Below are 23824 nucleotides of genomic sequence, written 5' to 3' on the forward strand. Positions count from 1 at the left end.
TGTACTCATTCCATCAACCCAATCAGGAGGGATTCCATGCTTTACACCATTATTGTGCCAGTCAACCAGGACTATAACATTTTGAACCTGTTCACAGATTCGTTGCTCCGGACGGTAAGCCCATCCACTCAGATTATTTTCATCAACGATGGTTCCGGTTCAGCAGTCTTTCAACATCTGGATAAACTGAAGCAAGAAGTCAGAGAAGGTGTGACCATCGAGATTCTTCAGCATGATTTTCCACTCGGTTGCGCCGTGTCGATTAATAGCGCACTCAGTCTTGCCAAGGGAGAGTACATTTTCTTCCTGGATTCCGACACCATTCTTCAACCGAACTGGCAACCAATGATGAAAGAGACACTGGATAGCGATATTACGATCGGCATGATTGGAGGCGTTCTGTTGTATCCGCAAACCGGAGGTGTGCAGCACTGCGGCATTGCTTTTGCGGACACCATCGGCCGACACCTGTTCCTGAACGCATCCCCTGATGATATCCCGAAAGAAACCTTCTCCGTTCAACTGGTGGTGTTCGCCATGTTCGGCATGAAGCGGGAGGTCTACGAGACCATCGGCAACCTCGATGAGAAGTTCTTTAATGGGTACGAGGATTTTGATTATCAGATGCGGGCACGAGCTGCCGGATACGATACGGTCATTAACCCGAATATTCAAGCATATCACTGGGAACGCAGCAGCGGGATTCACCGCAACTTCAACCGCAAGAACAATCTCGCACGCTTCTGGAAAAAGTGGGGCGCTCAAATCGAAGCTGATGTGTGGCCTTTCGTTTTCAGTCATCTAAAAGCACAGCTTGAAAGCCAAGAGGAATACCAGCATCTGCCGATTGTCGGCATTGACCTTGCCGAGGTTCGCAGTGATGCGGATACATTCTGGACCAAGCTGGAGGAAGCTGACTTTGCATCGGTTGCCGAAGTACGTGACTATTCCAACCGCTTCAATTCCAACGGAGCCATTTGGCTGCCGCAGGTACTGGGTAAGGAACTGATTCATAGTGAGAACCGATTACTGTTTTTGGTGGACAATTTCGCCCGTCTGCTGGAGAACCGCTACTGGATTGAGATGAGACATGCTCATCGAGCCAAGGATCTGATCATCGATCTGTATGGCAATGTCATCACGATGGATCGCATATACGATGGATGCTGGCCTGGAACCAAAGTTCGGTAATTCACTCACAACGAAAATAAACAGGGAGGTACTTAAGGTGAACGAAAAAGAGAGCACGCTCGATCGTGCCGTACGATTTACCCGCAATCTGGAGTGGTTGGAACAAGTCGAAAAGGTAATTCCGAGCGGATGCAGCACTTTAGCCAAAGCACCTGAACGTTTATTTCCGGGGCATACCCCCGTATGTTGTGCAGAGGCTTACAATTCCCGATTCACAGATATCGACGGTAATGAATGGCTGGATTGCGAAATGGCCATGGGTACGGCATCATGGGGCCATGCCAGACATGAAGTTCAATTAACCGTCATTCATCAATTGAAAAAAGGGACAAGCTTTTCGGTTCCGGCTGACATCGAGCTTGAATGTGCGGAGTTAATTCTGGAGCGGTTCGAGGGTCGTTATCCGTCGCTGCGCTTCACCAAGAGTGGTGCCGATGCAGTGAGTGGAGCTGTACGTCTGGCCCGTGCTGCAAGTGGCAAAAGCAAGGTGATTGCGACGGCTTATCACGGGTGGCATGATTGGTCCGCCTATGGTTATTATGGTGGGCAAACGAAAGAACGTGGTATCCCGGTGGATATCGAGCGTTCAACGATCTGGGTCAACAAACCTACTGCGGAGCGAATTGAGGCCCAGATTACCTCATCTCCCGAGGATATCGCATGTATTGTTCTGTGTCCCAACGAGTGGAAACGAGAGGCGCTGGAGGAAGTAGTAAACCTATGCCGGTCTCTGGACATCATTATCATTTTCGATGAGGTCACTTCCGGTATTCGAATGGGCAAACAGGCTACAGCAGGAGAATATGACATCTGGCCTGATCTACTCTGCATCTCCAAAGGTATGGCAAACGGTTTACCGCTTGCAGCGGTTTTGGGGCCTGAGCACTTGATGTCTCTGTCGGGACAGGTCCGATTCAGTAATGCCCATTCCAGCGAAACAACAGCGCTCGCGGCAGCCATTGCCTGTGAACGATTAATGAAAAATGCGAAAGTATGGCCGACCTGGCGTGATCCGGCAACCCGGATCATGGATCGTCTGGAATCTGAACTTGTGTTACTCGGATTGACGGATCAATTGGAAGTAAGGGGGACGTATGCAAGCTTCTGCATTCAATCCCTGGCCGAGGATAACTTCCAAACCGATCCTTTCCGTGAGTTCATGGTGAAGAAGATGGCTCACTTCGGCATTTTCACCAAAGGTTACTTTATTTTCTCGGATGCCCATACACGGGAAGAATTGTTGTGGGTCGAGGAAGCGCTGTTACAGATCCTGTCAGACTGGAAAGAGATTCAGAAGCAGGAACATCTTCATTCCATGCAACTTTCGAAAACGTTTGAAGCTTAATCCATAGATCATAATCGATAATCGACTAGGAGGAATTTTCAATGAAAGCACTCGTATATCAGGATCTCAAACAGGTAACTTACCAAGAGATTGAGGAGCCAACCATTCAAAAGCCGAATCAAGTTAAGATTAAAATCTACGGTTCAGGTATCTGCGGTACAGATCTGAATATTGTCAAAGGCAAAGTGCCTGCAAATAAAGGAACAATTATTGGACATGAAGGTGTGGGCACCGTTGTTGAGGTGGGCGATGAAGTTCGTGGTTTCAAGATCGGTGATCGCGTATTGGTTGATCCTACGCAATCTTGCGGTACCTGCTCATACTGCCGCGAAGGCCTGTTCATCTACTGCGAGAATTTTGATGACTATCAAGTAGGGATGACGACGCACGGAACCTTTGCCGAATATTTTGTTGGAGACGAAAAGTATATCTATGCCATCCCGGATTCGATGAGTTGGGAAACGGCGATGATGATCGAACCACTGGGATGTGTGCTTCAGACGTTCATGAAAGCAGGGACTAAGCCAAGTGACTCTGTACTGGTCCTCGGTTCTGGTGCAATCGGTTCCCTGTGTCAGCTAGTTAGCAAACGATTGGCAAGGCTTACCGTAGGCACGGAGGTTGATCCATATCGCAAAGAGTTCGCCTCAGGGATTGCAGATCATGTGTTCTATCCTCAGGACCTGACGCTCGATAAAGTATACGAGATCAATAATAACAAGAAGTTTGATATTGTAGTGGACGCGGTTGGTAACCAGCTTCATGTGGGATTTGAGATGATTGCCAAAGGCGGCAAAATTATTCCTATGGGATATGACGACAGCTATGAGGTGACGTTCAAATCAACAGCCGTAATTAATGATGGCATTAGTATCATTGGCGCGGTGGCTAACCACTCGATGATCAGTACAGCACTGAAATTTGCCCAAAGCATTCCGGAACTGGAGCAGATGGTGACAGCCAAAGAACTGCTGAGTGATTATGAGCAGGCCTTTAATGGAACGATTGGTTATGACATGCATTCTGGAGAGAAATTGCCGATGAATTCGGTCAAAACGGCTCTTATCCTATAAGCATGTAGACATTAGCGGGTTTGCCGCTGCGATAAGTTGGAATTCGCAGCGGTGAAAACCGCAGAAGGAAGGGATATCGATTGAAATTGCTTCAAGATTTGCCGAAGAATCCACGCTACTCCATTTTACTCGAACCGGTATGGGCCATTCCGGGCACGATCGTTCTCTTCTACGCTCCTTTATATATGAAGGAAGCCGGACTTTCGGATATTGAAATCGGTTTAATCAATTCGGTGAATCTTTATTTTGCCTTTATCTTTCAATTGTTTGCGGGTTCCATTACGAATAAGCTGGGCCGTAAACGAACAACGCTGATCTTTGATCTGCTTGCATGGAGTGTTCCCATGTTCATCTGGGCCTTCTCCCAGAACTTCTGGCTGTTTCTAATCGCCTACTTGCTGAACGCAACATCGAAGTTTGTAACGGTCGCCTTTAACTGTCTGATCATAGAGGATGTGGAGGAACACAAACGATCGAAGGTATTTGCCATTCTCAACATGATTATTACAGGGGCTGGGGTGCTCACGCCGATTGCCGGAGTTGTCATTGCTGATTATGGTATTGTACCTACACTCGCCAGCATTTACTTTGTCGGGGGCATCCTGATGACGGCCATGTTCTTCATTCGTAACCGCTACACGGATGAGACCGAGGTCGGCAAGGAACTTATGGGGTTGCATAGCAAAACCCGTGTGTTTCAGAGCTTGGGTTCCAGTCTGCGCCTGTTCGGCAAATCGTTCTACAAACGAAGACTGTTCCCGATCATTTTGATTACCGTGTTGTCCAATCTGATTTTACAGCTGAATTTCTTCCAGGTCATTTTCTTCAAGGAACAGTTGAAGTTTGATGACCGTGTCATTTCGTTTATTCCGGTCGTGACTGCAGTGACCGTCATGTTGCTCTATCTGGTCATCATTCCACGATTGAAACGACGTTCGGAGGAAAAGTATGTTGGTTTTTCCATCGTGCTTAGCACGGCCGGGGCTATCCTGTTTCTATTGATTCCTGTGGGAAATATAGGGATGTTGTTTCTCACGCTAATTGTGCTCGCTGCGGGTAACTTCATTTTGCAGACGTACCGGGATGCCCTGCTGATGAACCGATTGGGCACGCATGAGAAAGCCGACATGTTCTCGGCCGTACAGACGGTCATGACGCTAACAGCCATTCCATCCGGCTATCTGACAGGTTTGCTCTACCATCACAATCCAACGCTGTTATTCAGCGTCATTCTTGGGCTATACGTCGTACTTATGGTCATCATGTTTTTCCTGCCCGATCCGCAAAAGCACTCCCAAGTGCTGGAACCTTACAAAAATATGTAGAAAAAGGGGTTTACTGTATCTGGAGCGAATATGTAGTACAGAAAAAACTAGACTAAATTTTAACTTGGGAGGCTACTAACAAATGACTAACGTAATGACAACAGAAGCACGGAAACAATGGAACTGGATGAATGAGCCCGAAACCTGGTCCTATACGGATCAGGGAGGTGTGCTGGTGGAAGCGAAGGCGGACACCGACTTTTTCCAGGATCCTGCGGGCAAGCACATTCGTGCAACAGCACCATTTCTGTCCATGCCTGTGCCTGAGGACTTCGAAATCACAACCCAGTTAACCGTGGATATGAAAAATCAATATGATTCCGGATGTCTGATGGTGATGGCAGATGATCTTAACTGGTGCAAAATTTGCTTTGAGTATGATGGAAAAGCACCTACCATCGTGTCAGTGGTCACACGTGATGGTTCATCCGATGATTGCAATTCGGTGGAAGTCTCCGTACCTAATCCCTATCTGCGTATACGCAAAGTAGAGGGCTGCATATCATTCTTTTATTCACCCGATGGGGATGAGTGGAAACTAATTCGTTATTTCGGCATGCCGACACAAGGGGAACTTCGAGCTGGATTAGTTGTTCAGTCGCCGACTGGAACGGGCTGTACGTGTCACTTTTTATCCGTGAACGTGACTCATCCGGACTTGACCGCACGCTTCTAATCCGCTCCCCCGGCCGATCATTGGAGGGAGAAAAGATTCATGGTAAAAGCATTTATATTTGATTTTGATGGACTCATTGTGGATACAGAGACGCCCTGGTACTATGCGTTTCGCGATATTTATGAAGAACACGGAGTTGAACTTGGTCTGGAGCTTTGGTCGAAAAATGTAGGGACATCCTTTGAGGAGTTTCATCCATTTCTATATCTGGAGCAGGCGCTCCAAAGAAAGATAGATCATGATCATATCAAACTGCTCTCTGAACAGAAATACGAAGTCTATTTGGGACAGGCCGTTATTCTTCCAGGGGTGTACGAATTGCTTCAGTCTGCGAGGGAGAAGGGGATTCAGCTTGCAGTTGCTTCCAGCTCCACACGGGACTGGGTGCATGGGTACTTGCAGAAGTTAGGCATTTTCGATTATTTCACAGTCGTTCATACATCCGAGGATGTGAAGCGAGTGAAACCGGACCCTGAACTGTACCTTCTTGCTCTCCAAAGTCTTGGAATCGAGGCTTCCGAAGCGATTGTGTTCGAAGACTCACCTAATGGCTTGAAGGCAGCCAATGCAGCGGGTATTCGTTGTATCATCGTGCCTAACGAGGTAACGCGTGGTCTGGAATTCGCCATGCATGAGCTGCGGTTATCCTCGCTGGCCGAGATCGATATGGAGGCTCTTTAATCCAGATACTGCTTGCGTAGCTCGATAGGGGAGATCCCTTCGTATTTTTTGAACACCGATCCAAAGTAACTGGCACTGTTGAAACCAACGGCCTTGGCTATTTCATGAGCGGTAGTAGCGTTATTTTCGATGAGCATTTCCTTGGCTTTCAACAACCGATACCGCATCAGATACTCCAATGGAGTCATTTGAAATTGTTTTTTGAATATCCGATTCAGGTGCTGTTCGGTTACGTCCATCTGGTCAGCCAACATGGGGAGAGAGATATCCTGATGATAATTTTGTTTGATAAAAGTAAGGAGTTCATCCAATCTTAATCGGGCATCAGAACGTTCGTAAGCACTATAGCGTTCACCTTCAATGGTTAATCTGACCAATAGCATGTACAGTAACGCGGATACGTGCCAGATCTGATCCTTGTGCCGGGACTGCAGCGCCAACGTAATTTCATGCAACAGGATATGAAGCATTCCATCCGGCTTGAAGGCGCGCAGCTCCCCGATCTGCAAGGTATGCAAGAACCGTGGCAATAAATAGCCATTGAAAGAGAGACAATCAAATCGTAATGAATCACTCAGATTGTGGTAACGGTAGGTTACCTCCGGGAACAAGATGAGAGCGGTTCCTTTTTTGATCGAAAATTCATGATTCTTTGCTGCGATTCGCCCTGTTCCTCCGATGCACTGTACAATGCTGTAATCCCGTGAATGGTCGCTCCAATTCATCAATTCATCAACGGTCAACTGGTTTTGCCCTGTAATCATGAGCGGCATATCGGTATCCAGTGGATTCCCCATGCTAGGTTTCGGCATCGTCGTGTTATTCCTCTTTTCGTTAAAGGATCATGTGCGTAAGTGGCGTGGTTACAGCGTTAAAAGAAACCTAGAAAGAATTATATTACATAAATGGAATTATTTTAATGGATTGATGATCGATAATAAAACGTTTTCAAAATATAGTCCAACAACTCTTTATTGGATGCATAAGCATGAATCGTAGCTTGATCAGTCTCTATTTATAGATTTAAAAGTACGCCTGCCTTGCCAACAGAATGCGAAAAAGTATACGCTATAACGGATGAGTGATTAAGGAAAGGGATGCAAACATGAAGAAAGTCATCGTAGTCGGATCGGGTATTCTGGGGGCATCAACAGCCTATCAATTAGCCAAACTGGGCGCAGAGGTCATCATCATAGACCGAAAAGATATAGGACAGGCAACGGATGCAGCTGCTGGTATCATCTGTCCATGGCTGTCACAGCGACGCAATCAGGACTGGTATCAGCTCGCCAAGGCTGGTGCGCGGTTCTATCCTGGCATCATAGCGGAGCTTGAGAGTGAAGGAGAAACGGAAACCGGATATGCTCAAGTAGGTGCGCTCAGTATTCATACGGATGTCGACAAAATCAACAAGATGGAAGAGCGGGCCTGCCTTCGCAAAGCGGATGCACCGGAGATTGGTGAAATTACACCTCTTGATGCAAAAGAAACCCATGAGCGTTTTCCACTGCTGGAGGAACATTATCAATCGGTACATATCAGCGGTGCTGCACGTATAGATGGACGGGCGCTGCGCGATGCCTTGATCCGGTCTGCACAGCGAAATGGAGCTGAAGTGATCCATGGAGACGCAATGCTTCAATATGAAGCAGATCGGGTCATGGGTGTGACAGTTAATGGTCAGCGTTTCCTGGCAGATGAAGTCATTGTCTGTGCAGGTGCATGGGCCAATGCACTGTTGAAGCCACTCGGCATACACTTTAAAGTGCACTATCAAAAGGCACAAATTATGCATCTACATGTTACGGATGGGGAGGATACGGGCAACTGGCCCGTTATTATGCCACCGTCTGACCAATATCTCCTGGCCTTTGATCAGCAGAAGATTGTCATTGGAGCCACTCATGAAAATGATGTGGAGGGCTATGATACAAGAGTAACCGCAGGGGGCATGCAGGAAGTTTTGAATAAAGGTCTGGAACTGGCACCTGGTCTTGCAAACAGTACATTCCAGGAAGTACGAGTTGGGTTCCGTCCGTTCACACCTGACTTTCTGCCTGTAATGGGGGTTGTGCCAGGCTGGCAGGGTCTAATTACAGCGAACGGACTTGGAGCCTCTGGCCTGACAATGGGCCCTTTTATCGGGAGTCAACTGGCGAAACTAGCTCTCGGCATGGAACTGGATATCGATATTGAGCCATACACGGTTGGCAAAGCAATGGATGAAATTGAAAGAGGTGAGTCATGACTTATTCACAACGTTTATCTGATGGAGCGAACTCGTCTGACCTCATATATCTGGAACATCAGATCGGTACGACGAAAGAAGAACTGCGAATAGCTTTGGAAAAACAAGAAACATACAAACGCGAATTGGCGGATTTGAAGTCATCACCACTCGGGACTGCATCGAAAGAGGGTTTGGACGAGCAAGTCTTAATGGAGAAGGCAAGCCACACGCAGAACTTGATTGAAACCCTGTCTGCACAGTTGGATCAGCTACAGGAAGCATTGGCGAAACTGGGCGATTAATCGGTTTGTATCGCTTAACTCTCTGGAACACTGATAAAAATATACGATGCGTATAAAATGAAAACCCCTTATTATAAGGGGTTTTTCTGATTTAGTTCGAATGATGTATATCAATAAATGAACTAGTGGTATAAAATGAAATCAGGTGCTGAACTGTCAATTCAGGTACCGATGTAACCAATCACGAAACTATTCTGAGAGGTGGCTTCCGAATGTACAAAGAAGTGATACGCGTTGAGGACATCACAGGATTCCAGTCCAGATCTGAAGAGTTTTTTCCACTGCACTGGTTTCGAAAAATGCTGTCCGAACATCCTGTGTATTATCACGAAGATACAGACACCTGGAATGTGTTCAGATACGATGATGTAAAGCAGGTCCTGAGCAATCATGCTTATTTTTCAGCTGAAGGAACGCGAACGACCATTGCGGTCGGAGCGAAGAACAACGAAGGCACACCTCCGGACAAATTAAATATCTCAAGTATCGATCCGCCCCGTCATCAAAAAAGTCGTTCGTTGTTGTCCGCTGCTTTTACACCCCGTAGTCTGAAGAACTGGGAGCCACGCATTCGCAACATTGCGCAGCAGCTGGTAGCCGATATTGAGCCGAATACGACCATTGATATTGTTCAAGCGTTGGCTGCTCCGCTGCCTTCGATGGTTATGGCTGATCTGCTCGGCATCCCTCTCACAGACAGCCATCGCTTCAAGAACTGGGTAGATATTCTGTTTCAACCCACCAATCCGAACACGGCTGAAGAGAGTGAACTGAAAAAGCAGACTGCAGCGCAAGAGTACTATCAATTCCTGTACCCTATTGTGGTTCATAAACGGTCCCATCCTGGTGAGGATATCATTACGGATCTCTTGAACGTTGATGTTGAAGGGGAGAAGTTCACGGAGGATGAGGTTGTTCGCACGACCATGCTTCTGCTCGGAGCCGGTATTGAGACAACAAGCCATATGGTTTCCAATACGTTCTATTCCTTCCTGTACGATGACCCGAGTCTGTATGGCCAACTAAGACAGAATCCCGAGTTGGTTCCGCTCGCAGTGGAAGAAATGCTTCGTTATCGGTTTCATAATGCCAAGCGACATCGGACAGTGAAGCAGGATAACCAACTGCTCGGAGTAGACTTGAAAAAAGGGGATGTGGTCATCTCCTGGATGAGCGCAGCGAATATGGACGAGCAGATGTTTGAAGACCCATTTGAGCTAAACATTCATCGTCGGAATAACAAAAAACATCTTACCTTTGGCAATGGCCCACACTTTTGTCTGGGTGCCCCGCTGGCAAGAATGGAACTAAGCATTGCCTTAACTGCATTTGTAGAGAAGATTGCTCGGATTGAACCGGTGCAGTCCTTTGATCTGGAGAATAATCTGGCCACTTCAGCTCCGGGACAGTCGTTAACCCATCTGCCAGTGAAGATCGTTGAGTAGAGGGAAGGTTTCATACAGGATACATTATAAAAAGCGGCAGATCAGACGTAAACGTCTTGATCTGCCGCTTTGCTATGCAAGCAAGTATGAGAATGGACAACTTAATTTGAATTCATGGAAACTTTTTGTCTAACAACCTGTTTGATTTCTTCTTCTTTCGCTTGTTTGGTGCGTTTAATAAAGAAGGAAAGAACCAATCCCACGACAGCGATACCGATAATCACGACATAAGCATCATTGATACCCTGGATCATGGATTCTGTGGCAAGCTGTTGTTGAGTAAGGCCATTGGCTGCACCAGTTGCCATCATATCCTGTACGTGTGCCGTTGTACGGGAAGTCATGACACTCACGAGCAATGAAGTACCTACCGCACCCGCAACTTGTCTGACGGTGTTGGAGATGGCTGTACCATGTGCGCCGAGTCTTGGTGGAAGTTGGTTAAGTCCCGCAGTTTGAATCGGCATCATGAGCAAAGCCATACCAATTCGGCGACCGGTTGACATTAATACTAGGTAACCATAACTGGTTGAATCCGTTAAATCGATGAAACCAATTGTCGTCACGATGGTGATCACCATCCCGATCACAGCCAGCCATTTCGCGCCAAATCGGTCAAACAATTTTCCGGCTACAGGCATCAGGAAGCCCATGACAAGGGCACCCGGAAGAAGTAATAATCCGGACTCCAGTGCGGTGTAACCACGTGCGTTCTGGAGATATAACGGAAGCAACATCATATCAGCATACATGATCATTGTAATCGCGATACTGATGACCGTGGTCAGGGAGAACATGTTGTACTTGAAAGCCCGCAGGTCAAGCAGGGGAGTCTCAGATACGAGTTGACGCCATGTAAACAGGGCAAGAGCCACAATTCCTGCAGCAATACAGATGAGTACTTCTGCACTTGACCATCCCAGACTTCCTGCTCTACTGAAGCCATACAGCAACGCGCCGAATCCGATGGTGGATAACACAACACTCATCGTGTCAAACTTCGTGCTAACCCGTTCGGATACATTCTTCAGGTATACAAACGCAAAGGCAATGACAATAAGAGTTAATGGAATCATGCCGTAGAACATGGTTTGCCAAGAGTAGTTCTCCAAAATATAACCGGCAAGGGTAGGCCCAATGGCAGGGGCGAAAATGATGGCAAAACCAACCATACCCATTGCAGATCCTCGTTTTTCAGGAGCAAACAAGGTCAAAATAACGTTCATCAAGAGCGGCATGATAATGCCGGCGCCTGCTGCTTGAATCATGCGTCCTGTCAGCAATGTACCGAAATTAGTTGCAAGAGCGGATACAATGGTACCAATCAGGAAAATAAACATCGAAGCTTGGAATAATTGCTTGGTTGAAAAGCGTTGCATGAAGTAGGCCGTGATGGGGATCAGCACCCCGTTCACCAGCATGTAACCTGTCGTTAACCATTGTGCTGTTGCGGCGGAGATGTTAAAATCACCCATCAGCTCCGGTGTAGCGACACTCATGATCGTTTGATTCAATGTTGCAAGGAAGGCTCCCAAAATCATGATAAACAGGATGGGGCCTTTCTTTACGGATAATTCATCTTGTACTTTAGCCTGACTCAATCCTTTTCATCCTTTCAATCCACGCGTGACTAAATTTACAACGTGTTGTATAGTTTACATTGTATTTATTGAATTATATACATATTCGGACAGATTACAATTTACGTTATGGTGTGTTTTCGTTGTTTATTTTACACAAAATTTGAATTTGTTGTTTAAATGAAGAATAAACGACTGTTTGTTTAAAATTGTAATGTTTAAATTTGAAGGAGGGATACGCGTGAAAGATGAGAAGAAATCAGCCGTGGACCCAAGGATATTGCGAACACGTCAGTTAATTCGAGGTGCATTTGTTGAATTGCTGCAGGAAATGGATATTGAAAAATTGTCAGTGAACAAAATTGCCGAACGAGCGACGATCAATCGGGTAACCTTCTACCTGCATTATCGCGATATCACCGATATGATGGAGAAGATGGCTGACGAGATGATCGAGCATATTGAACGGATCGTGGATGAATATGCCCCTCATTTTGAGAAGCAAAGAACGGAAGAGGCTTGGCCTGTTCTGGTCAAGTTACTGGAGCATTTTGCTGAGAACGCCTCATTCTATCAGGTCGTTCTTGCTACGAAGCGCACACCGATCTTTACCGAGCGACTGCTCAAATTGTTGAGTACGCTGGTCAAAGCCAAAATTGATCGAGTCGAGATGGAGGATGAACTCGAAGAATCCGGCATTCATAAGGAGATTGCAATCTGGTATGGTTCTTCTGCCCTGATCGGCACCATTGTCGCCTGGCTGCGTAACGACATGCCTTATTCCCCGCATTTTCTGGCGAAACAATTCTCGTTGATTCGCTCGTACTCGTATAATGACCTGATATAATCAAACTACAATTACACCTAACGTTAACAGAGGAGGAATAATGTAAATGAAATATAGTGCAGAACGTATCTATGTGAGATTTTGGAATGTGGAAGATGCTTCATTACTTCTGGATCTACAAGTTCGTAATCGTGCGGAAATAGAGAAAATCTCTGCGAGTAATCGGGATGAGACTTTCTATAGTTTGGAAGGACAACGATCACTCATTGAAAGCTGGAACAAGAAGAGAGAAGAAGGAAAGCGCTATTCTTTTGGCATTTTTCTACATACAACGAATCAACTCGTCGGTGAGATTTCTTTGTTCGAGATCATATTGGATTCTACCCCAAAATGGATCGCTGGTTATGTAACGGATATTTTGCATCAAGGAAAAGGATATATGAGCGAAGCCCTGCAATGTGTGCTGGAATTTGCCAAGCAAGAAACTGAAATTACTCGAATCGAAGCTGGCGCTGTACCCGATAATATAGGCTCCATTCGTGTCCTCCAAAAAGCAGGATTCAAGGAGAATGGATCACAGCTTGTGCCAATCCAGGGAACGATGAAAGAACATACGATGTTTGCTGTGGACTTACTATAAGCAGGTTGTTTTACTATTTACTTTGCTAACTACTATATAATTTGAACTAATCACTTACACGAGATAACAGAGAGGACAGAAAAAACTATGGCTACTATACTCGTTGCTGACGACGATGCGAATATTCGCGAACTTGTCTGTCTATTTCTCAAAAATGATGGATTCACCACTGTGGAAGCTGCGGACGGTAAGGAAGCTCTCACCGTGTATGGCGAAACTACAGTTGATCTGGTTGTGCTTGATATTATGATGCCTGTCATGGATGGCTGGGCACTGTGCAAGGAACTCCGAAGAGCCAATCCCGACCTCCCATTACTCATGCTAACGGCGAGAGGTGAGACTTGGGAGAAGGTGAAAGGCTTCGAACTGGGCACGGATGATTACCTAACGAAACCGTTCGATCCATTGGAGCTGACCGCACGTGTCCGAGCATTACTGAAACGATACAAAATTGGCTCCACACATACAATCCAGTTTGGCAACGTAATTCTCGACCGTCAGACATATAAGGTGATGAGAGGCGCGGAGGTGCTTACGTTGCCACTTAAGGAGTTTGAACTTCTGTATAAGCTTGCTGGGACTCCAGGCCAAGTCTATACACGTGAGCAGTTGATCGATCAGATATGGGGTATTGATTACGCGGGAGATGATCGAACAATAGATGTACATATTAAACGTCTGCGCGAACGATTCGCAACTACACCTGATTTTCGAATTGAAACGGTGCGTGGGCTAGGGTACAGACTTGAGGTCCATGAATGATTCGATCCATATATATTCGTGTGGTACTGACCTTTCTGGGGTCTGTCATCGCTGGTACGGTCATTTCATTTTTTGTGTCTACCTGGATATTCGAAGAAAAGTTGAACGAAAACGCTCAAATTAACCTACGAAACTTCGGGCAAGACGTTGTACAGATTTATAAGGCTCTTCCAGTGCGTGAAGCGGACTTGTACGTCAGTGGAATGAAACAGCTCAGCTCGTATCATATTCGAATTTACGAAGCATCAGGTGAGTTCAAGTCTTACGGAAAGCTTAACGGACATAAGTCTGCTGCTGTGACGAGCGAGCAACTAAAGAAAGTGTTAGATGGGGGCGTTGTTCAAGAAACAACGAGTGGGATTGCTACAGGGTTCTTAGGGTTACCGTTGAAAACGGAGACGGGAACGAAAGGGATATTTTTGGAAACACTTGCGCCGCCTTCAACCTCTTTTGTGATCAGGTGGGGCTTAATCTTTGCAAGCTGTTCGTTGATTGCAGGAAGCTTGTTGATTCTTGTTGCTTCTGTATATCTGGTGAGACCGATCAAGAAATTGACCAAAGCGACCAAGCGGATTGCAGCTGGAGATTTCAACGTCAAGCTGAACATTAAGCAAACGACTGAGATTGGTACGTTGGCTCGCAGCTTTGAAGAAATGATGCACGATCTGAAGCAGCTGGAGCAGATGCGCAGGGAATTCGTTACGAATGTTTCGCACGAGGTTCAGTCTCCACTCACCTCGATATCCGGTTACGCTTCGGCACTGAAGCAAGTTAACCTCTCGGAGCAAGAGCGAAACCGTTACCTGGATATTATCATCTCCGAAGCGAAACGAATGTCCAAAATGAGCGATAGCCTGCTCAAGCTGAGTTTGCTTGAATCGCAATCCCAGCAACTGCGGCTGAGCTCCTTAAGTCTTGATGAACAGATCAGGCGGGTCATCGTGGCGCTTCAGCCGCAATGGTCGGGGCGCAACATTCATTTTGAGCTTGATTTAGAGAACGTTAAGGTAACGGCTGACCACGATCAGTTAAATCAGGTATGGACCAACATTATCGGAAATAGCATCAAGTTTTCCGAAGATGGCGGTATGATTAAAGTCCGTATCGAAGAGGATTTCAAAAATGTGACTATTCGAATATCCGACACGGGCATTGGTATTCCGATGGATGACCAAAAACGTATATTCGACCGGTTTTTCAAGGCAGATCGTTCCCACAGTCGTAAATATGACGGGAGTGGTATGGGACTAGCAATCGTTAAACAGATCGTATCGCTTCATCAGGGTGACATCCGAGTGGAAAGCGAACCTGGTCAAGGCACGACCTTTATAATCACGTTGCCCATCCATCCACCAACGGATAGTTAAACTCACTGGAAAGGTGAATGAATAGAATAACCATCGGAGTATCTAAACCGAATTTTTATGCCATGTGTAACATGCAAGCTTCCTTGTATGTTACACATGGCATTTTTTTGCTTGTTCATATTCCGTTCATATTAATGTCATAGGGAGTACATCTTTGTTAGTTAGGCTTGCATTAGCAACCTGTTAAACCAATATACAGATGAGGATAGGAGCAGATGAACGTGAAACATCAAGGAGACAAAGGAGTACAGAGTCAGAGTCAAAATAAAAGCAAAACAAAGAAAGTGTTAGGCATTTTGCTTAAAGTGCTTGCCGCAATCGTTATCGTAATCCTACTTTTTATAGCCACGGTGTATACCGTTAACAAAATCAGTAGTTATTCGGAGCAAAAAAGAATGGAGCCGTATGGTCAACATGTATCTGTGGACGGGAAAAATATGAATGTGTTCATTCAAGGTGAAGGTGAGGAAACGATTGTTCTTTTGCCTGGCTTTGGAACGGCGTCACCTGCTCTTGATTTTAAGCCACTGATTTCAGAGTTATCTCCCGATTATAAAGTTGTCGTCGTTGAGCCTTTTGGTTACGGATTGAGCGATCAGACCGAAAAGGAACGCAGTACAGCGAATATCGTCAGTGAAATTCATGAAGCGTTACAGAGTCTACATATTGATCGTTACATCCTCATGGGTCATTCCATCTCGGGCATCTATAGTCTGGATTATGTGAACAAATATGCAGATGAAGTAAGTGCATACGTTGGGCTGGACACCAGTGTTCCCGCGATTAGTGAACAGAAGGTTGAAGCATCAGAAATCGTACCGATTACATGGTACCGTAACTTGGGTTTCCCACGTTTGCAATTAAAAATGAGTGATGATCCATATGCTGGGCTCCCGTATGATGAACAAACCAAAGAACAATTGAACATTTTGATACAAAAGAACATGTTTAATTCAACACAATTAAACGAGATTGTAAGCATGTATTCCAACTTTAAAACAGCTGAACAGCTAACGTTGCCTGTCAATCTCCCGGTTCTTTTCTTTGTACAAAAGCATCATCCGGCAGTGGACAATTGGGTTCCCGAACATGAGAAGTTAATAGAGGACTCTGTGCGTAGTGAAATGGTGCTGCTGGAAGCAAATCATTATTTATACCGTTCCCATGCCAAAGAAATAGCTGAACAATTCAGGAGTTTTATGGTGGGAGTTCAATAACTCCATCAGGTATAGGCTCCCGTGTCAGTAACGTCGCAACATTTTCTTGCTTGTTCATATTCAGTTCATATTGACGTCACGGGCAGTACACTTTCATTGGATAAGATTTCATTAGAAGTAAAGAAGATAAATGAACAAACAGTTCAAGACAGGAGAAGATCAGATTGACACAACCAGAAGGAAAGAAAGCCAAGAATAGAACCAGGGTCAAGAAGGTACGAAATATTATACTTAAAGTACTAGGAGCAATCGTAATCGCCATTATTCTTTTTCTAGGTATTGTTTATATCACCAATGTGATCAGTAGCAATTCAGAGGCGAAAAAGATAGAACCTTATGGTCAGCATGTATCTGTAGACGGGAAAAATATGAATGTGTTCATTCAAGGTGAAGGCAAGGAAACGATTGTACTTCTGCCCGGTTATGGAACAGCAACACCAGTGCTTGATTTCAAGTTGCTTATCGATGAGTTATCTCCATTTTACAAAGTTGTTGCAGTTGAGCCTTTCGGTTATGGATTAAGTGATGAAACTGAAAAAGAAAGAACCACAGAGAATATCGTAAGTGAAGTTCATGAAGCTCTACAGCAACTTGATATTCATCAGTACATGCTCATGGGTCACTCCATTGCAGGCATTTACGGCATTGACTATGTGAACAAATATCCGGATGAGGTAACTGCTTTTGTCGGTATTGATAGCAGCGTTTCTACCCAACCAAGTATTACAGATGCGAAGTTCCCATTAAAAACGTTTGCTTTTCTCCGAAATACAGGTCTCTTAAGATTAATGATGAAGGCGGGTGCGGACCCCTATGAGGGACTTGCATTCGATGAACAGACGGTTGAGCAGATGAAAATGATCTCGAATAAAAACATGTATAATCCCACGTCATTAAACGAGATGGATCATATTTATTCCAATTTTAAAGGTGCTCAAGGTTTAAGCTTCCCTAAAAATCTTCCACTTCTTCTCTTTGTACAAGCGAATAATGAAGGGGTAGAAGGATGGATTCCATTACATGAAGGACAGATCAAAGATTCGGTACATGGGAAAGTAATCACCATGGATGGTTCACATTATTTACACCATACTCAATTCAAAAAAATTGCTGAAGACGTTAGAGCTTTTTTGAACGAAGCGAAATAAATAGGGTATAAAAGTATACTCGTGACTTAACAGATATGCATTAACGAATATGAAGAACCGTCCTGTAGGACGGTTTTTCCATAATATGATCAATTCGGCCGTTGCCGTGATGAGAGAGGCATTTAAATGAGATTATTTGAGATACTTTTAGTTTTATCCTGTTTGGCTTTACTCATAGACCTACTATTTATTAAAAGAAGTGCAAAGAAAACAGGCTTGGGTGTGGGGATCGGAAGTAGCGTTATACTCGTAGTTCAATTGCTGGTTGAGGGATACCGATGGCAGTTGCTTGTGGTATATATCATGACTGCCTTATTCATAATCATCGTTTTATTGAGACATTTCCAAAAGATGAACACTCTAAAAATAGGGAAGTTGTTGAAATATAGTTTATCTTCCTTAATCGTCATTCTGCTTGTTGGTTCTACTGTCTTGTCTGTATACTTACCTGTCTTTAATTTGCCGAAGCTTGATGGTCCGGAGAAAGTAGGTACTCAAACATTTCATTTAACAGACCAGAACAGAGACGAAGCCTTCACTGAAGATCAAAGCGACAAGAGGGAACTAATGGTTCAATTCTGGTACCCTACTGAGAACATGAATAACAACAAGCGTGACACGCTGTTTCCAAAAGATAAAGAAATGTTCAAAAAGTATATTCAGAGCTTCTCTACTTCTTTAAAACTGCCTGAATTTGTGCTCAACTACTGGAAGTATAGTCAAACCAACTCTTATGAAAATGTAGAAATAGTACCTTCTGCAAGTCCTTATCCCTTGGTACTACTATCTCATGGTATGGGAACCAGTAGAGTTCTACATGCATCACAGGCCGAGAATCTGGCCAGTCATGGGTATATCGTGGTCACCATCGATCATACGTATAGCACCTTTGCTACCCTTTTTCCAGACGGCCGTGTAACGGATTATAAAAAAAGTACGACTACACTAGATGAACGTACAAAAACAGGGGATATATGGACGAAAGACGTGGAGTTTGTAATCGATCAAATCGTAAAGCTGAATTCAGGTGCAATCGAAAGTCAGTTTAAAGGAAAAATAGATCTAGATCACATCGGCGCGATGGGTCATTCTTTTGGGGGTGCAACCGCGTTTAATGCAACGTATTTAGATCCTCGAATCAAGGCTGGGGTTAATATGGATGGGTCATTATATGAAGTGGAAAATAGAGATGATATAAACAAGCCGTTTATGTTCATCCGATCGGGAAGTTTTGAAGACTGGTTAGCCAATTTTGAAAAGGATAGAACTTCGGATGATGAAGTAACCAAATCTCTTTCAGATGAGCTGCACATTATGAAAAATGTGATCAATCAGGGGGGACGTGTAATGTATGTAGAAGGAACCCAGCACTTCAATTTCACGGACCTTCAATTCTATTCGGAGCTGGTTAAACTGTCCGGGATCACAGGAGATATCAATGGTAAAAGAGGATCAAACATCGTAAACGAATATGTACTCGATTTCTTTAACAAGCAACTGAAAGGTACCGGTGGAGATTTGATTCAGGGACCGAACGATTTGTATCCGGAGGTGAAATTTGTAGACCCAGAAGAGCTCTAATCAACCAAAACAAACATGTAAACTCAGGAGATGATGTGAATGGGACGACAAAAGGGAAAACGCACTTCAATCACCGCCCTAACGCTGGTGTTAACGATGTTAGCTCCAATGTCAGTCATGGCCGCACCAGCTACGAGTAACAACAGCAATCTGACGTATGAACCAACCAAGAAAATAGTAGCCGAGAAAGCGAAGATCCTTACCGAGACGTATGATACGACCAGTGTGCAGTATGCATTAATCGATGGTGGAGAGATTGTGGTGTCTGGTCAGACAGGCAAGAACGATCTAAAGGACAAGGTGCCACTTACTTCCAATACGATCTATGGCATAGGATCAACTAGCAAAATGGTGCTTACAGCCGCTGTAATGAAGCTGGTTGATGAGGAAAAGATTAACTTGGATCTGCCTGTTGTGAACTATTTACCTGATTTTAAAATGAAAGATCATCGCTACACACAAATCACACCGCGCATGCTGTTGAATCATTCCTCCGGTCTGCTAGGCAGCACGGGTAGCAATGCTACATTGTACGGGGATAATGATACGTATTCACACGATACGTTTCTCGATCAATTAGCGAAGCAAAACCTGAAGGCAGATCCGGGGGCATATTCGGTGTATAGTAACGACGGTTTTACGCTGGCCGAGATTATGGTTGAACGTGTCAGCGGCATGAGTTTTACGAATTTTATACACCACTATATTACGGAGCCTCTGGATATGAAGCATACCAAAACACCACAGGATGTGGTTGACCCGGCAGACATGGCGGGAATCTATTCTCCTTTGGTTGAAGGTCAGCTTCCACAAGAGAATTATAATATCATCGCTACGGGAGGCATCTATTCTACGGCTGAAGATCTGGTGAAATTTTCACAAATTTTCACGGGAGAGGTCGAAGGTATTCTTTCCAGTAAGTCGGTCGAAGCCATGGCGCAAGAAGAATACAAAAGAGGCATGTGGCCGGAGGAAAGCGATACGTCTATATCTTACGGGTTAGGGTGGGATAGTGTGAACCTGTTCCCATTCAGTGAATATGGCATCAAGGCCATTACGAAAGGTGGGGATACGATATCGTATCACTCCTCATTAATCGTACTGCCGGAATATAATCTGGCTGCAGCCGTTACCTCATCAGGTGGGACAAGTGCCAGAGATCAGTTCATTGCGAGTGAATTATTACTTAGCGCACTTGAGGAAAAGGGCATCATTACAGAACGGAAGCCGGAAAAATCATTTGGCGTGCCCGTGAAGGCGGATATGCCTAAAGAAGTATCCATGAATGCCGGCATATACGGTGCTAATAATTCGGTTAAGAAGATCGAAATGAATCATGCTGGACAACTGACTGTATCCTCACTCACAGCTCCGAGTAATCCGGCTCAAGAATATACCTATACAGCGGATGGTACTTTTGTGAACGATGAAGGCACAGAAAAGTTGAAATTCGTGACGGAGCAGAACGGAAGCACGTATCTGTGGTCTCGCTCTTATATATCCTTGCCAGGACTTGGACAGTTGGCTTTCTCCGAATATACAGCGGAGAAGCTGGAAGCCAATGAATTACCCCAGGACATTACCGCCTCATGGGAGCAGCGTGAAGGTAAAAGATATTACGTGATCAATCAGAAATATACATCAACGGTCTATCTCCATTCATCACCAATTCTCTCTTTTCATATGAACGAAGAGACTCCAGGGTATATGTCCAATAGTAAGATTATTGGAGCCAACAAAGCAGTCACGGAGCTGCAAATCCCTGGCATGGCTGGACGTGATACCAAGGAGATTTATTTCTCCGAAAAGAATGGAGTAGAGTACATTGAAGCCGTAGGTAGCGTATACGCCAGTGAGGAGCTTGTAAAACCACTCTATTCGGGCAAACAATCGGTAACTACGATTCAAGCAGACGGGTATGCGAAATGGTTTTCGATACCCGCAACGGTGAAAGGAAAAGTCATGACGGTGAAGATGCCTGCAAATGGCGCCTTTGCCGTATATGATCAAAAGGGTGTTTGTATTAATCACACCGTCATCAGCGGTAAAAATGAGGTTGTTTTACCTGAAAACGGCCGCATTGTATTTGCAGGTGACGTGGATTCCAAATTTGAAATTTCATTGAAATAGACGAGTGTTTATCCCCTTTAAGTGTCTACTTAAAGGGGATATTTTTATGGCGAAAAAAGGAAGAATCCAGGATCATGAATCATGATGTATTCAAATTATTTTGCCTGTTCATATTCGGTTCATATAGACGTCACGAGCAGTACATTTATATTCGTTAAGCTTATTTTAGCACCAAAGCAAGATACTCTAATTAAGAGATACTGACAGGAGAAGATGCAATGATACAACAAGAGAAAATGAACGTGGTCAAGAGAACAGGCAAAAAACGAACTTCAATTGCAGCTTTAACTCTAGTATTAACCATGTTAGCCCCGCTATCTGCAATGGCCGCACCGGCTGCCATGAATAACAACAGTGAACTTACGTATGAGACAACGAAGAAAGCCGTGATCGAAAAAGCCAAACTACTAACCGAGACGTACGGTACGACGAGTCTTCAATATGCACTCATCGATGGTGGAGAAATTGTGGTGTCTGGTCAAACGGGCAAGAACGATCTAAACGATAAGGTGCCTCTTACTTCGAACACCATCTATGGTATCGGTTCAACCAGTAAAATGATGCTTACTGCCGCTGTAATGAAGCTGGTTGACGAAGGCAAAATCGATTTGGATGTGCCTGTTGTGAACTATATGCCTGACTTTAAAATGAAAGATAACCGATACAAACAGATCACACCCCGCATGTTGCTAAATCATTCCTCCGGTCTTCTGGGAAGTTCATTCAACAATGCCACCTTGTACGGAGATAATGACACGTATTCACATGATACATTACTGGAGCAATTGGCGAATCAAAACCTGAAGGCAGATCCCGGCGCATACTCCGTCTACAGCAACGATGGCTTTACATTAGCCGAGATTTTGGTCGAAAGAGTTAGTGGCATGGGTTATACCGCATTTATACACAAGTATTTTACGGAGCCTTTGGATATGAATCATACCAAGACGCCACAGGATGTGGTTAACCCGACAGAAATGGCGGGAATCTATTCCCCTTTTTATGCGGGACAACTTCCAAAAGAGAATTATAATATCATCGCGACTGGAGGTCTGTATTCCACCGCTGAAGATCTGGTCAAATTCTCACGAATCTTCACGGGAGAGGTCAAGGGCATTCTTTCCAGTAAGTCTGTACAAGCTATGGAGCAAGAAGAGTATAAAAGAGGCATGTGGTCAGAGGATAGCGATACGCTTATGTCTTACGGGTTAGGGTGGGATAGTGTGAATTTGTTCCCATTCAATGAATACGGCATAAAGGCTGTTATGAAAGGCGGAGATACGTTATCTTATCAGTCTTCATTAACGGTACTCCCGGAACACAACATGGCTGCAGCCGTAATCTCTTCGGGCGGGTCGAGCTTAACCAATCAATTCATTGCGAATGAATTATTACTCAGCGCACTTGAGGAAAAGGGAGTTATTACAGAACGGAAGCCGGAAAAATCATTTGGCGTACCCGTGAAGGCAGAAATGCCTATGGAAATCTCCAAGTTTGCAGGTATATATGGTGGCAATAATTCAGTTACGAAGATCAAAATAAATCCGGCTGGACAACTGACTGTATCTTCACTTACTGCTCCGAGCAATCCGGCTCAAGAATACACCTATACAGCAGATGGTACTTTTGTTAACGACGAAGGTACAGAAAAGTTGAAATTCGTTGTGGAGAAAAACGGGAATACCTACCTGTGGTCTCGATCTTATATATCCGTTCCAGGGCTCGGACAGCTGGCTTTCTCAGAATATAATGCGGAGAAGCTTGAAGCCAATGAATTATCCAAAGAGGTTACGGCCGCATGGGAAAAGCGTGATGGTAAAAAATATTACCTGGTGAATGAGAAATACACATCCATGGTCTATCTCAATGCTTCATCAATCCTGCCTATTCAGCTGAATCAAGAGAATCCAGGCTATATGTCCAATAATAAGATTATTGGAGCAAATGAAGCAGTTAATCCATTACAAATTCCGGGTACTGCCGGACGCGATACGATGGCCATTCATTTCTCTAAAAAGGACGGAGGAGAGTATCTTACAGCTTTGGGTTATGTATACGCCAGTGAGGAACTTGTAAAACCCATCTATCCGGGTAAACAATCCGCAACAACCATTCAAGCAGATGGATACGCTAAATGGTTTTCGGTACCAGTGAATGCGAAAGGAAAAGTCATGACGGTGAAAATACCCGCAAATAGCGCCTTTGCCGTATACGACCAGACGGGAATTTGTATCAATTACACCGTGGTCAGCGGTAAGAACGAAGTTGTCTTACCGGAAAACGGCCGTATTGTATTTGCAGGTGAGGCTGGCTCCCGATTTGAAATTTCATTAAAGAAGTAATA

The 23824-nt window shown here is 44.7% G+C and carries 20 protein-coding genes; 18 read left to right on the plus strand and 2 right to left on the minus strand.

What is annotated here, in order from left to right; genetic code table 11:
- Positions 1–36: 36 nt before the first annotated feature.
- The 6 genes from PAHA3_RS08030 to PAHA3_RS08055 all read left to right on the plus strand — a co-directional run bounded on the left by PAHA3_RS08030 (position 37) and on the right by PAHA3_RS08055 (position 6291).
- Complete coding sequence (locus PAHA3_RS08030; RefSeq protein WP_062834256.1) at positions 37–1191, plus strand: glycosyltransferase family 2 protein; 1155 nt, start codon at positions 37–39, stop codon at positions 1189–1191.
- 37 nt (positions 1192–1228) lie between these two features.
- Entirely contained in the window at positions 1229–2536 is a 1308-nt protein-coding gene (locus PAHA3_RS08035; protein WP_062834257.1) for an aminotransferase class III-fold pyridoxal phosphate-dependent enzyme, read from the plus strand.
- 41 nt (positions 2537–2577) lie between these two features.
- Positions 2578–3609, plus strand: coding sequence for a zinc-dependent alcohol dehydrogenase (locus PAHA3_RS08040; RefSeq protein ID WP_062834258.1), 1032 nt, complete (start codon positions 2578–2580; stop codon positions 3607–3609).
- An 80-nt stretch (positions 3610–3689) separates the two neighbouring features.
- Entirely contained in the window at positions 3690–4934 is a 1245-nt protein-coding gene (locus tag PAHA3_RS08045) for an MFS transporter (protein ID WP_062834259.1), read from the plus strand.
- A gap of 82 nt (positions 4935–5016) precedes the next feature.
- A complete protein-coding gene (locus PAHA3_RS08050) occupies positions 5017–5610 on the plus strand; it encodes a DUF1349 domain-containing protein (RefSeq protein WP_062834260.1) in 594 nt (197 codons plus the stop codon).
- Between the two features lie 39 nt (positions 5611–5649).
- Entirely contained in the window at positions 5650–6291 is a 642-nt protein-coding gene (locus tag PAHA3_RS08055) for an HAD family hydrolase (protein WP_062834261.1), read from the plus strand.
- Here PAHA3_RS08055 and PAHA3_RS08060 read toward each other — a convergent pair.
- On the minus strand, positions 6288–7103 hold the full coding sequence (locus tag PAHA3_RS08060; RefSeq protein WP_062834262.1) for an AraC family transcriptional regulator: 816 nt from the start codon (positions 7101–7103) through the stop codon (positions 6288–6290). The two genes, PAHA3_RS08055 and PAHA3_RS08060, sit on opposite strands and share 4 nt — an antisense overlap.
- A 293-nt stretch (positions 7104–7396) precedes the next feature.
- On the opposite strand from PAHA3_RS08060, the gene PAHA3_RS08065 reads away from it, so the two are divergent.
- The 3 genes from PAHA3_RS08065 to PAHA3_RS08075 all read left to right on the plus strand — a co-directional run bounded on the left by PAHA3_RS08065 (position 7397) and on the right by PAHA3_RS08075 (position 10268).
- Positions 7397–8539 (plus strand): NAD(P)/FAD-dependent oxidoreductase, encoded by a 1143-nt coding sequence (locus PAHA3_RS08065; RefSeq protein WP_062834263.1) that lies wholly within the window; start codon positions 7397–7399, stop codon positions 8537–8539.
- Positions 8536–8823, plus strand: coding sequence for a hypothetical protein (locus PAHA3_RS08070; protein WP_062834264.1), 288 nt, complete (start codon positions 8536–8538; stop codon positions 8821–8823). Before PAHA3_RS08065 ends, PAHA3_RS08070 begins: the two co-directional genes overlap by 4 nt.
- 212 nt (positions 8824–9035) lie before the next feature.
- Positions 9036–10268, plus strand: a complete 1233-nt coding sequence (locus PAHA3_RS08075; protein WP_062834265.1) for a cytochrome P450 — start codon at positions 9036–9038, stop codon at positions 10266–10268.
- Between the two features lie 101 nt (positions 10269–10369).
- On the opposite strand, the gene PAHA3_RS08080 is transcribed toward PAHA3_RS08075, so the two are convergent.
- Positions 10370–11809 (minus strand): DHA2 family efflux MFS transporter permease subunit, encoded by a 1440-nt coding sequence (locus PAHA3_RS08080; RefSeq protein ID WP_076331305.1) that lies wholly within the window; start codon positions 11807–11809, stop codon positions 10370–10372.
- Positions 11810–12089: 280 nt separating this feature from the next.
- Between PAHA3_RS08080 and PAHA3_RS08085 the strand changes: the two genes are divergently transcribed.
- The 9 genes from PAHA3_RS08085 (at position 12090) to PAHA3_RS08125 (ending at position 23822) form a co-directional block, all read left to right on the plus strand.
- On the plus strand, positions 12090–12695 hold the full coding sequence (locus PAHA3_RS08085; RefSeq protein ID WP_062834267.1) for a TetR/AcrR family transcriptional regulator: 606 nt from the start codon (positions 12090–12092) through the stop codon (positions 12693–12695).
- A 46-nt stretch (positions 12696–12741) separates the two neighbouring features.
- Positions 12742–13275 (plus strand): GNAT family N-acetyltransferase, encoded by a 534-nt coding sequence (locus tag PAHA3_RS08090; protein WP_062834268.1) that lies wholly within the window; start codon positions 12742–12744, stop codon positions 13273–13275.
- An 87-nt stretch (positions 13276–13362) separates the two neighbouring features.
- Positions 13363–14037 (plus strand): response regulator transcription factor, encoded by a 675-nt coding sequence (locus tag PAHA3_RS08095; protein WP_062834269.1) that lies wholly within the window; start codon positions 13363–13365, stop codon positions 14035–14037.
- A complete protein-coding gene (locus PAHA3_RS08100; protein WP_062834270.1) occupies positions 14034–15404 on the plus strand; it encodes a sensor histidine kinase in 1371 nt (456 codons plus the stop codon). Before PAHA3_RS08095 ends, PAHA3_RS08100 begins: the two co-directional genes overlap by 4 nt.
- A gap of 215 nt (positions 15405–15619) precedes the next feature.
- Complete coding sequence (locus tag PAHA3_RS08105) at positions 15620–16621, plus strand: alpha/beta hydrolase (protein WP_062834271.1); 1002 nt, start codon at positions 15620–15622, stop codon at positions 16619–16621.
- 164 nt (positions 16622–16785) lie between these two features.
- The gene (locus PAHA3_RS08110) at positions 16786–17769 is read left to right on the plus strand and encodes an alpha/beta hydrolase (protein ID WP_062834272.1); all 984 of its coding nucleotides are present in this window, start codon (positions 16786–16788) and stop codon (positions 17767–17769) included.
- Between the two features lie 126 nt (positions 17770–17895).
- Positions 17896–19350: an alpha/beta hydrolase family protein gene (locus PAHA3_RS08115; protein ID WP_062834273.1), complete on the plus strand. Its 1455-nt coding sequence runs from the start codon at positions 17896–17898 to the stop codon at positions 19348–19350.
- A 39-nt stretch (positions 19351–19389) separates the two neighbouring features.
- Positions 19390–21480 carry a serine hydrolase domain-containing protein gene (locus PAHA3_RS08120; RefSeq protein WP_062834274.1) on the plus strand — a complete coding sequence of 697 codons (2091 nt, stop codon included), beginning with the start codon at positions 19390–19392 and terminating at the stop codon, positions 21478–21480.
- A 218-nt stretch (positions 21481–21698) separates the two neighbouring features.
- The gene (locus PAHA3_RS08125) at positions 21699–23822 is read left to right on the plus strand and encodes a serine hydrolase domain-containing protein (protein ID WP_062834275.1); all 2124 of its coding nucleotides are present in this window, start codon (positions 21699–21701) and stop codon (positions 23820–23822) included.
- Positions 23823–23824 lie beyond the last annotated feature (2 nt).

Origin of the sequence: Paenibacillus amylolyticus, assembly GCF_001570725.1 — a bacterium.
Taxonomy (GTDB): domain Bacteria; phylum Bacillota; class Bacilli; order Paenibacillales; family Paenibacillaceae; genus Paenibacillus; species Paenibacillus amylolyticus_A.

What these genes read in the sequence shown, in the direction of transcription:
- PAHA3_RS08030 (WP_062834256.1), top strand. Translation starts at nt 37, where the DNA reads ATGCTTTACACCATTATTGTGCCAGTCAACCAGGACTATAACATTTTG.
- PAHA3_RS08040 (WP_062834258.1), top strand. Translation starts at nt 2,578, where the DNA reads ATGAAAGCACTCGTATATCAGGATCTCAAACAGGTAACTTACCAAGAG.
- PAHA3_RS08050 (WP_062834260.1), top strand. Translation starts at nt 5,017, where the DNA reads ATGACTAACGTAATGACAACAGAAGCACGGAAACAATGGAACTGGATG.
- PAHA3_RS08055 (WP_062834261.1), top strand. Translation starts at nt 5,650, where the DNA reads ATGGTAAAAGCATTTATATTTGATTTTGATGGACTCATTGTGGATACA.
- PAHA3_RS08060 (WP_062834262.1), bottom strand. Translation starts at nt 7,103, where the DNA reads ATGCCGAAACCTAGCATGGGGAATCCACTGGATACCGATATGCCGCTC.
- PAHA3_RS08065 (WP_062834263.1), top strand. Translation starts at nt 7,397, where the DNA reads ATGAAGAAAGTCATCGTAGTCGGATCGGGTATTCTGGGGGCATCAACA.
- PAHA3_RS08070 (WP_062834264.1), top strand. Translation starts at nt 8,536, where the DNA reads ATGACTTATTCACAACGTTTATCTGATGGAGCGAACTCGTCTGACCTC.
- PAHA3_RS08075 (WP_062834265.1), top strand. Translation starts at nt 9,036, where the DNA reads ATGTACAAAGAAGTGATACGCGTTGAGGACATCACAGGATTCCAGTCC.
- PAHA3_RS08080 (WP_076331305.1), bottom strand. Translation starts at nt 11,809, where the DNA reads ATGATTTTGGGAGCCTTCCTTGCAACATTGAATCAAACGATCATGAGT.
- PAHA3_RS08090 (WP_062834268.1), top strand. Translation starts at nt 12,742, where the DNA reads ATGAAATATAGTGCAGAACGTATCTATGTGAGATTTTGGAATGTGGAA.
- PAHA3_RS08095 (WP_062834269.1), top strand. Translation starts at nt 13,363, where the DNA reads ATGGCTACTATACTCGTTGCTGACGACGATGCGAATATTCGCGAACTT.
- PAHA3_RS08100 (WP_062834270.1), top strand. Translation starts at nt 14,034, where the DNA reads ATGATTCGATCCATATATATTCGTGTGGTACTGACCTTTCTGGGGTCT.
- PAHA3_RS08105 (WP_062834271.1), top strand. Translation starts at nt 15,620, where the DNA reads ATGAACGTGAAACATCAAGGAGACAAAGGAGTACAGAGTCAGAGTCAA.
- PAHA3_RS08115 (WP_062834273.1), top strand. Translation starts at nt 17,896, where the DNA reads ATGAGATTATTTGAGATACTTTTAGTTTTATCCTGTTTGGCTTTACTC.
- PAHA3_RS08120 (WP_062834274.1), top strand. Translation starts at nt 19,390, where the DNA reads ATGGGACGACAAAAGGGAAAACGCACTTCAATCACCGCCCTAACGCTG.
- PAHA3_RS08125 (WP_062834275.1), top strand. Translation starts at nt 21,699, where the DNA reads ATGATACAACAAGAGAAAATGAACGTGGTCAAGAGAACAGGCAAAAAA.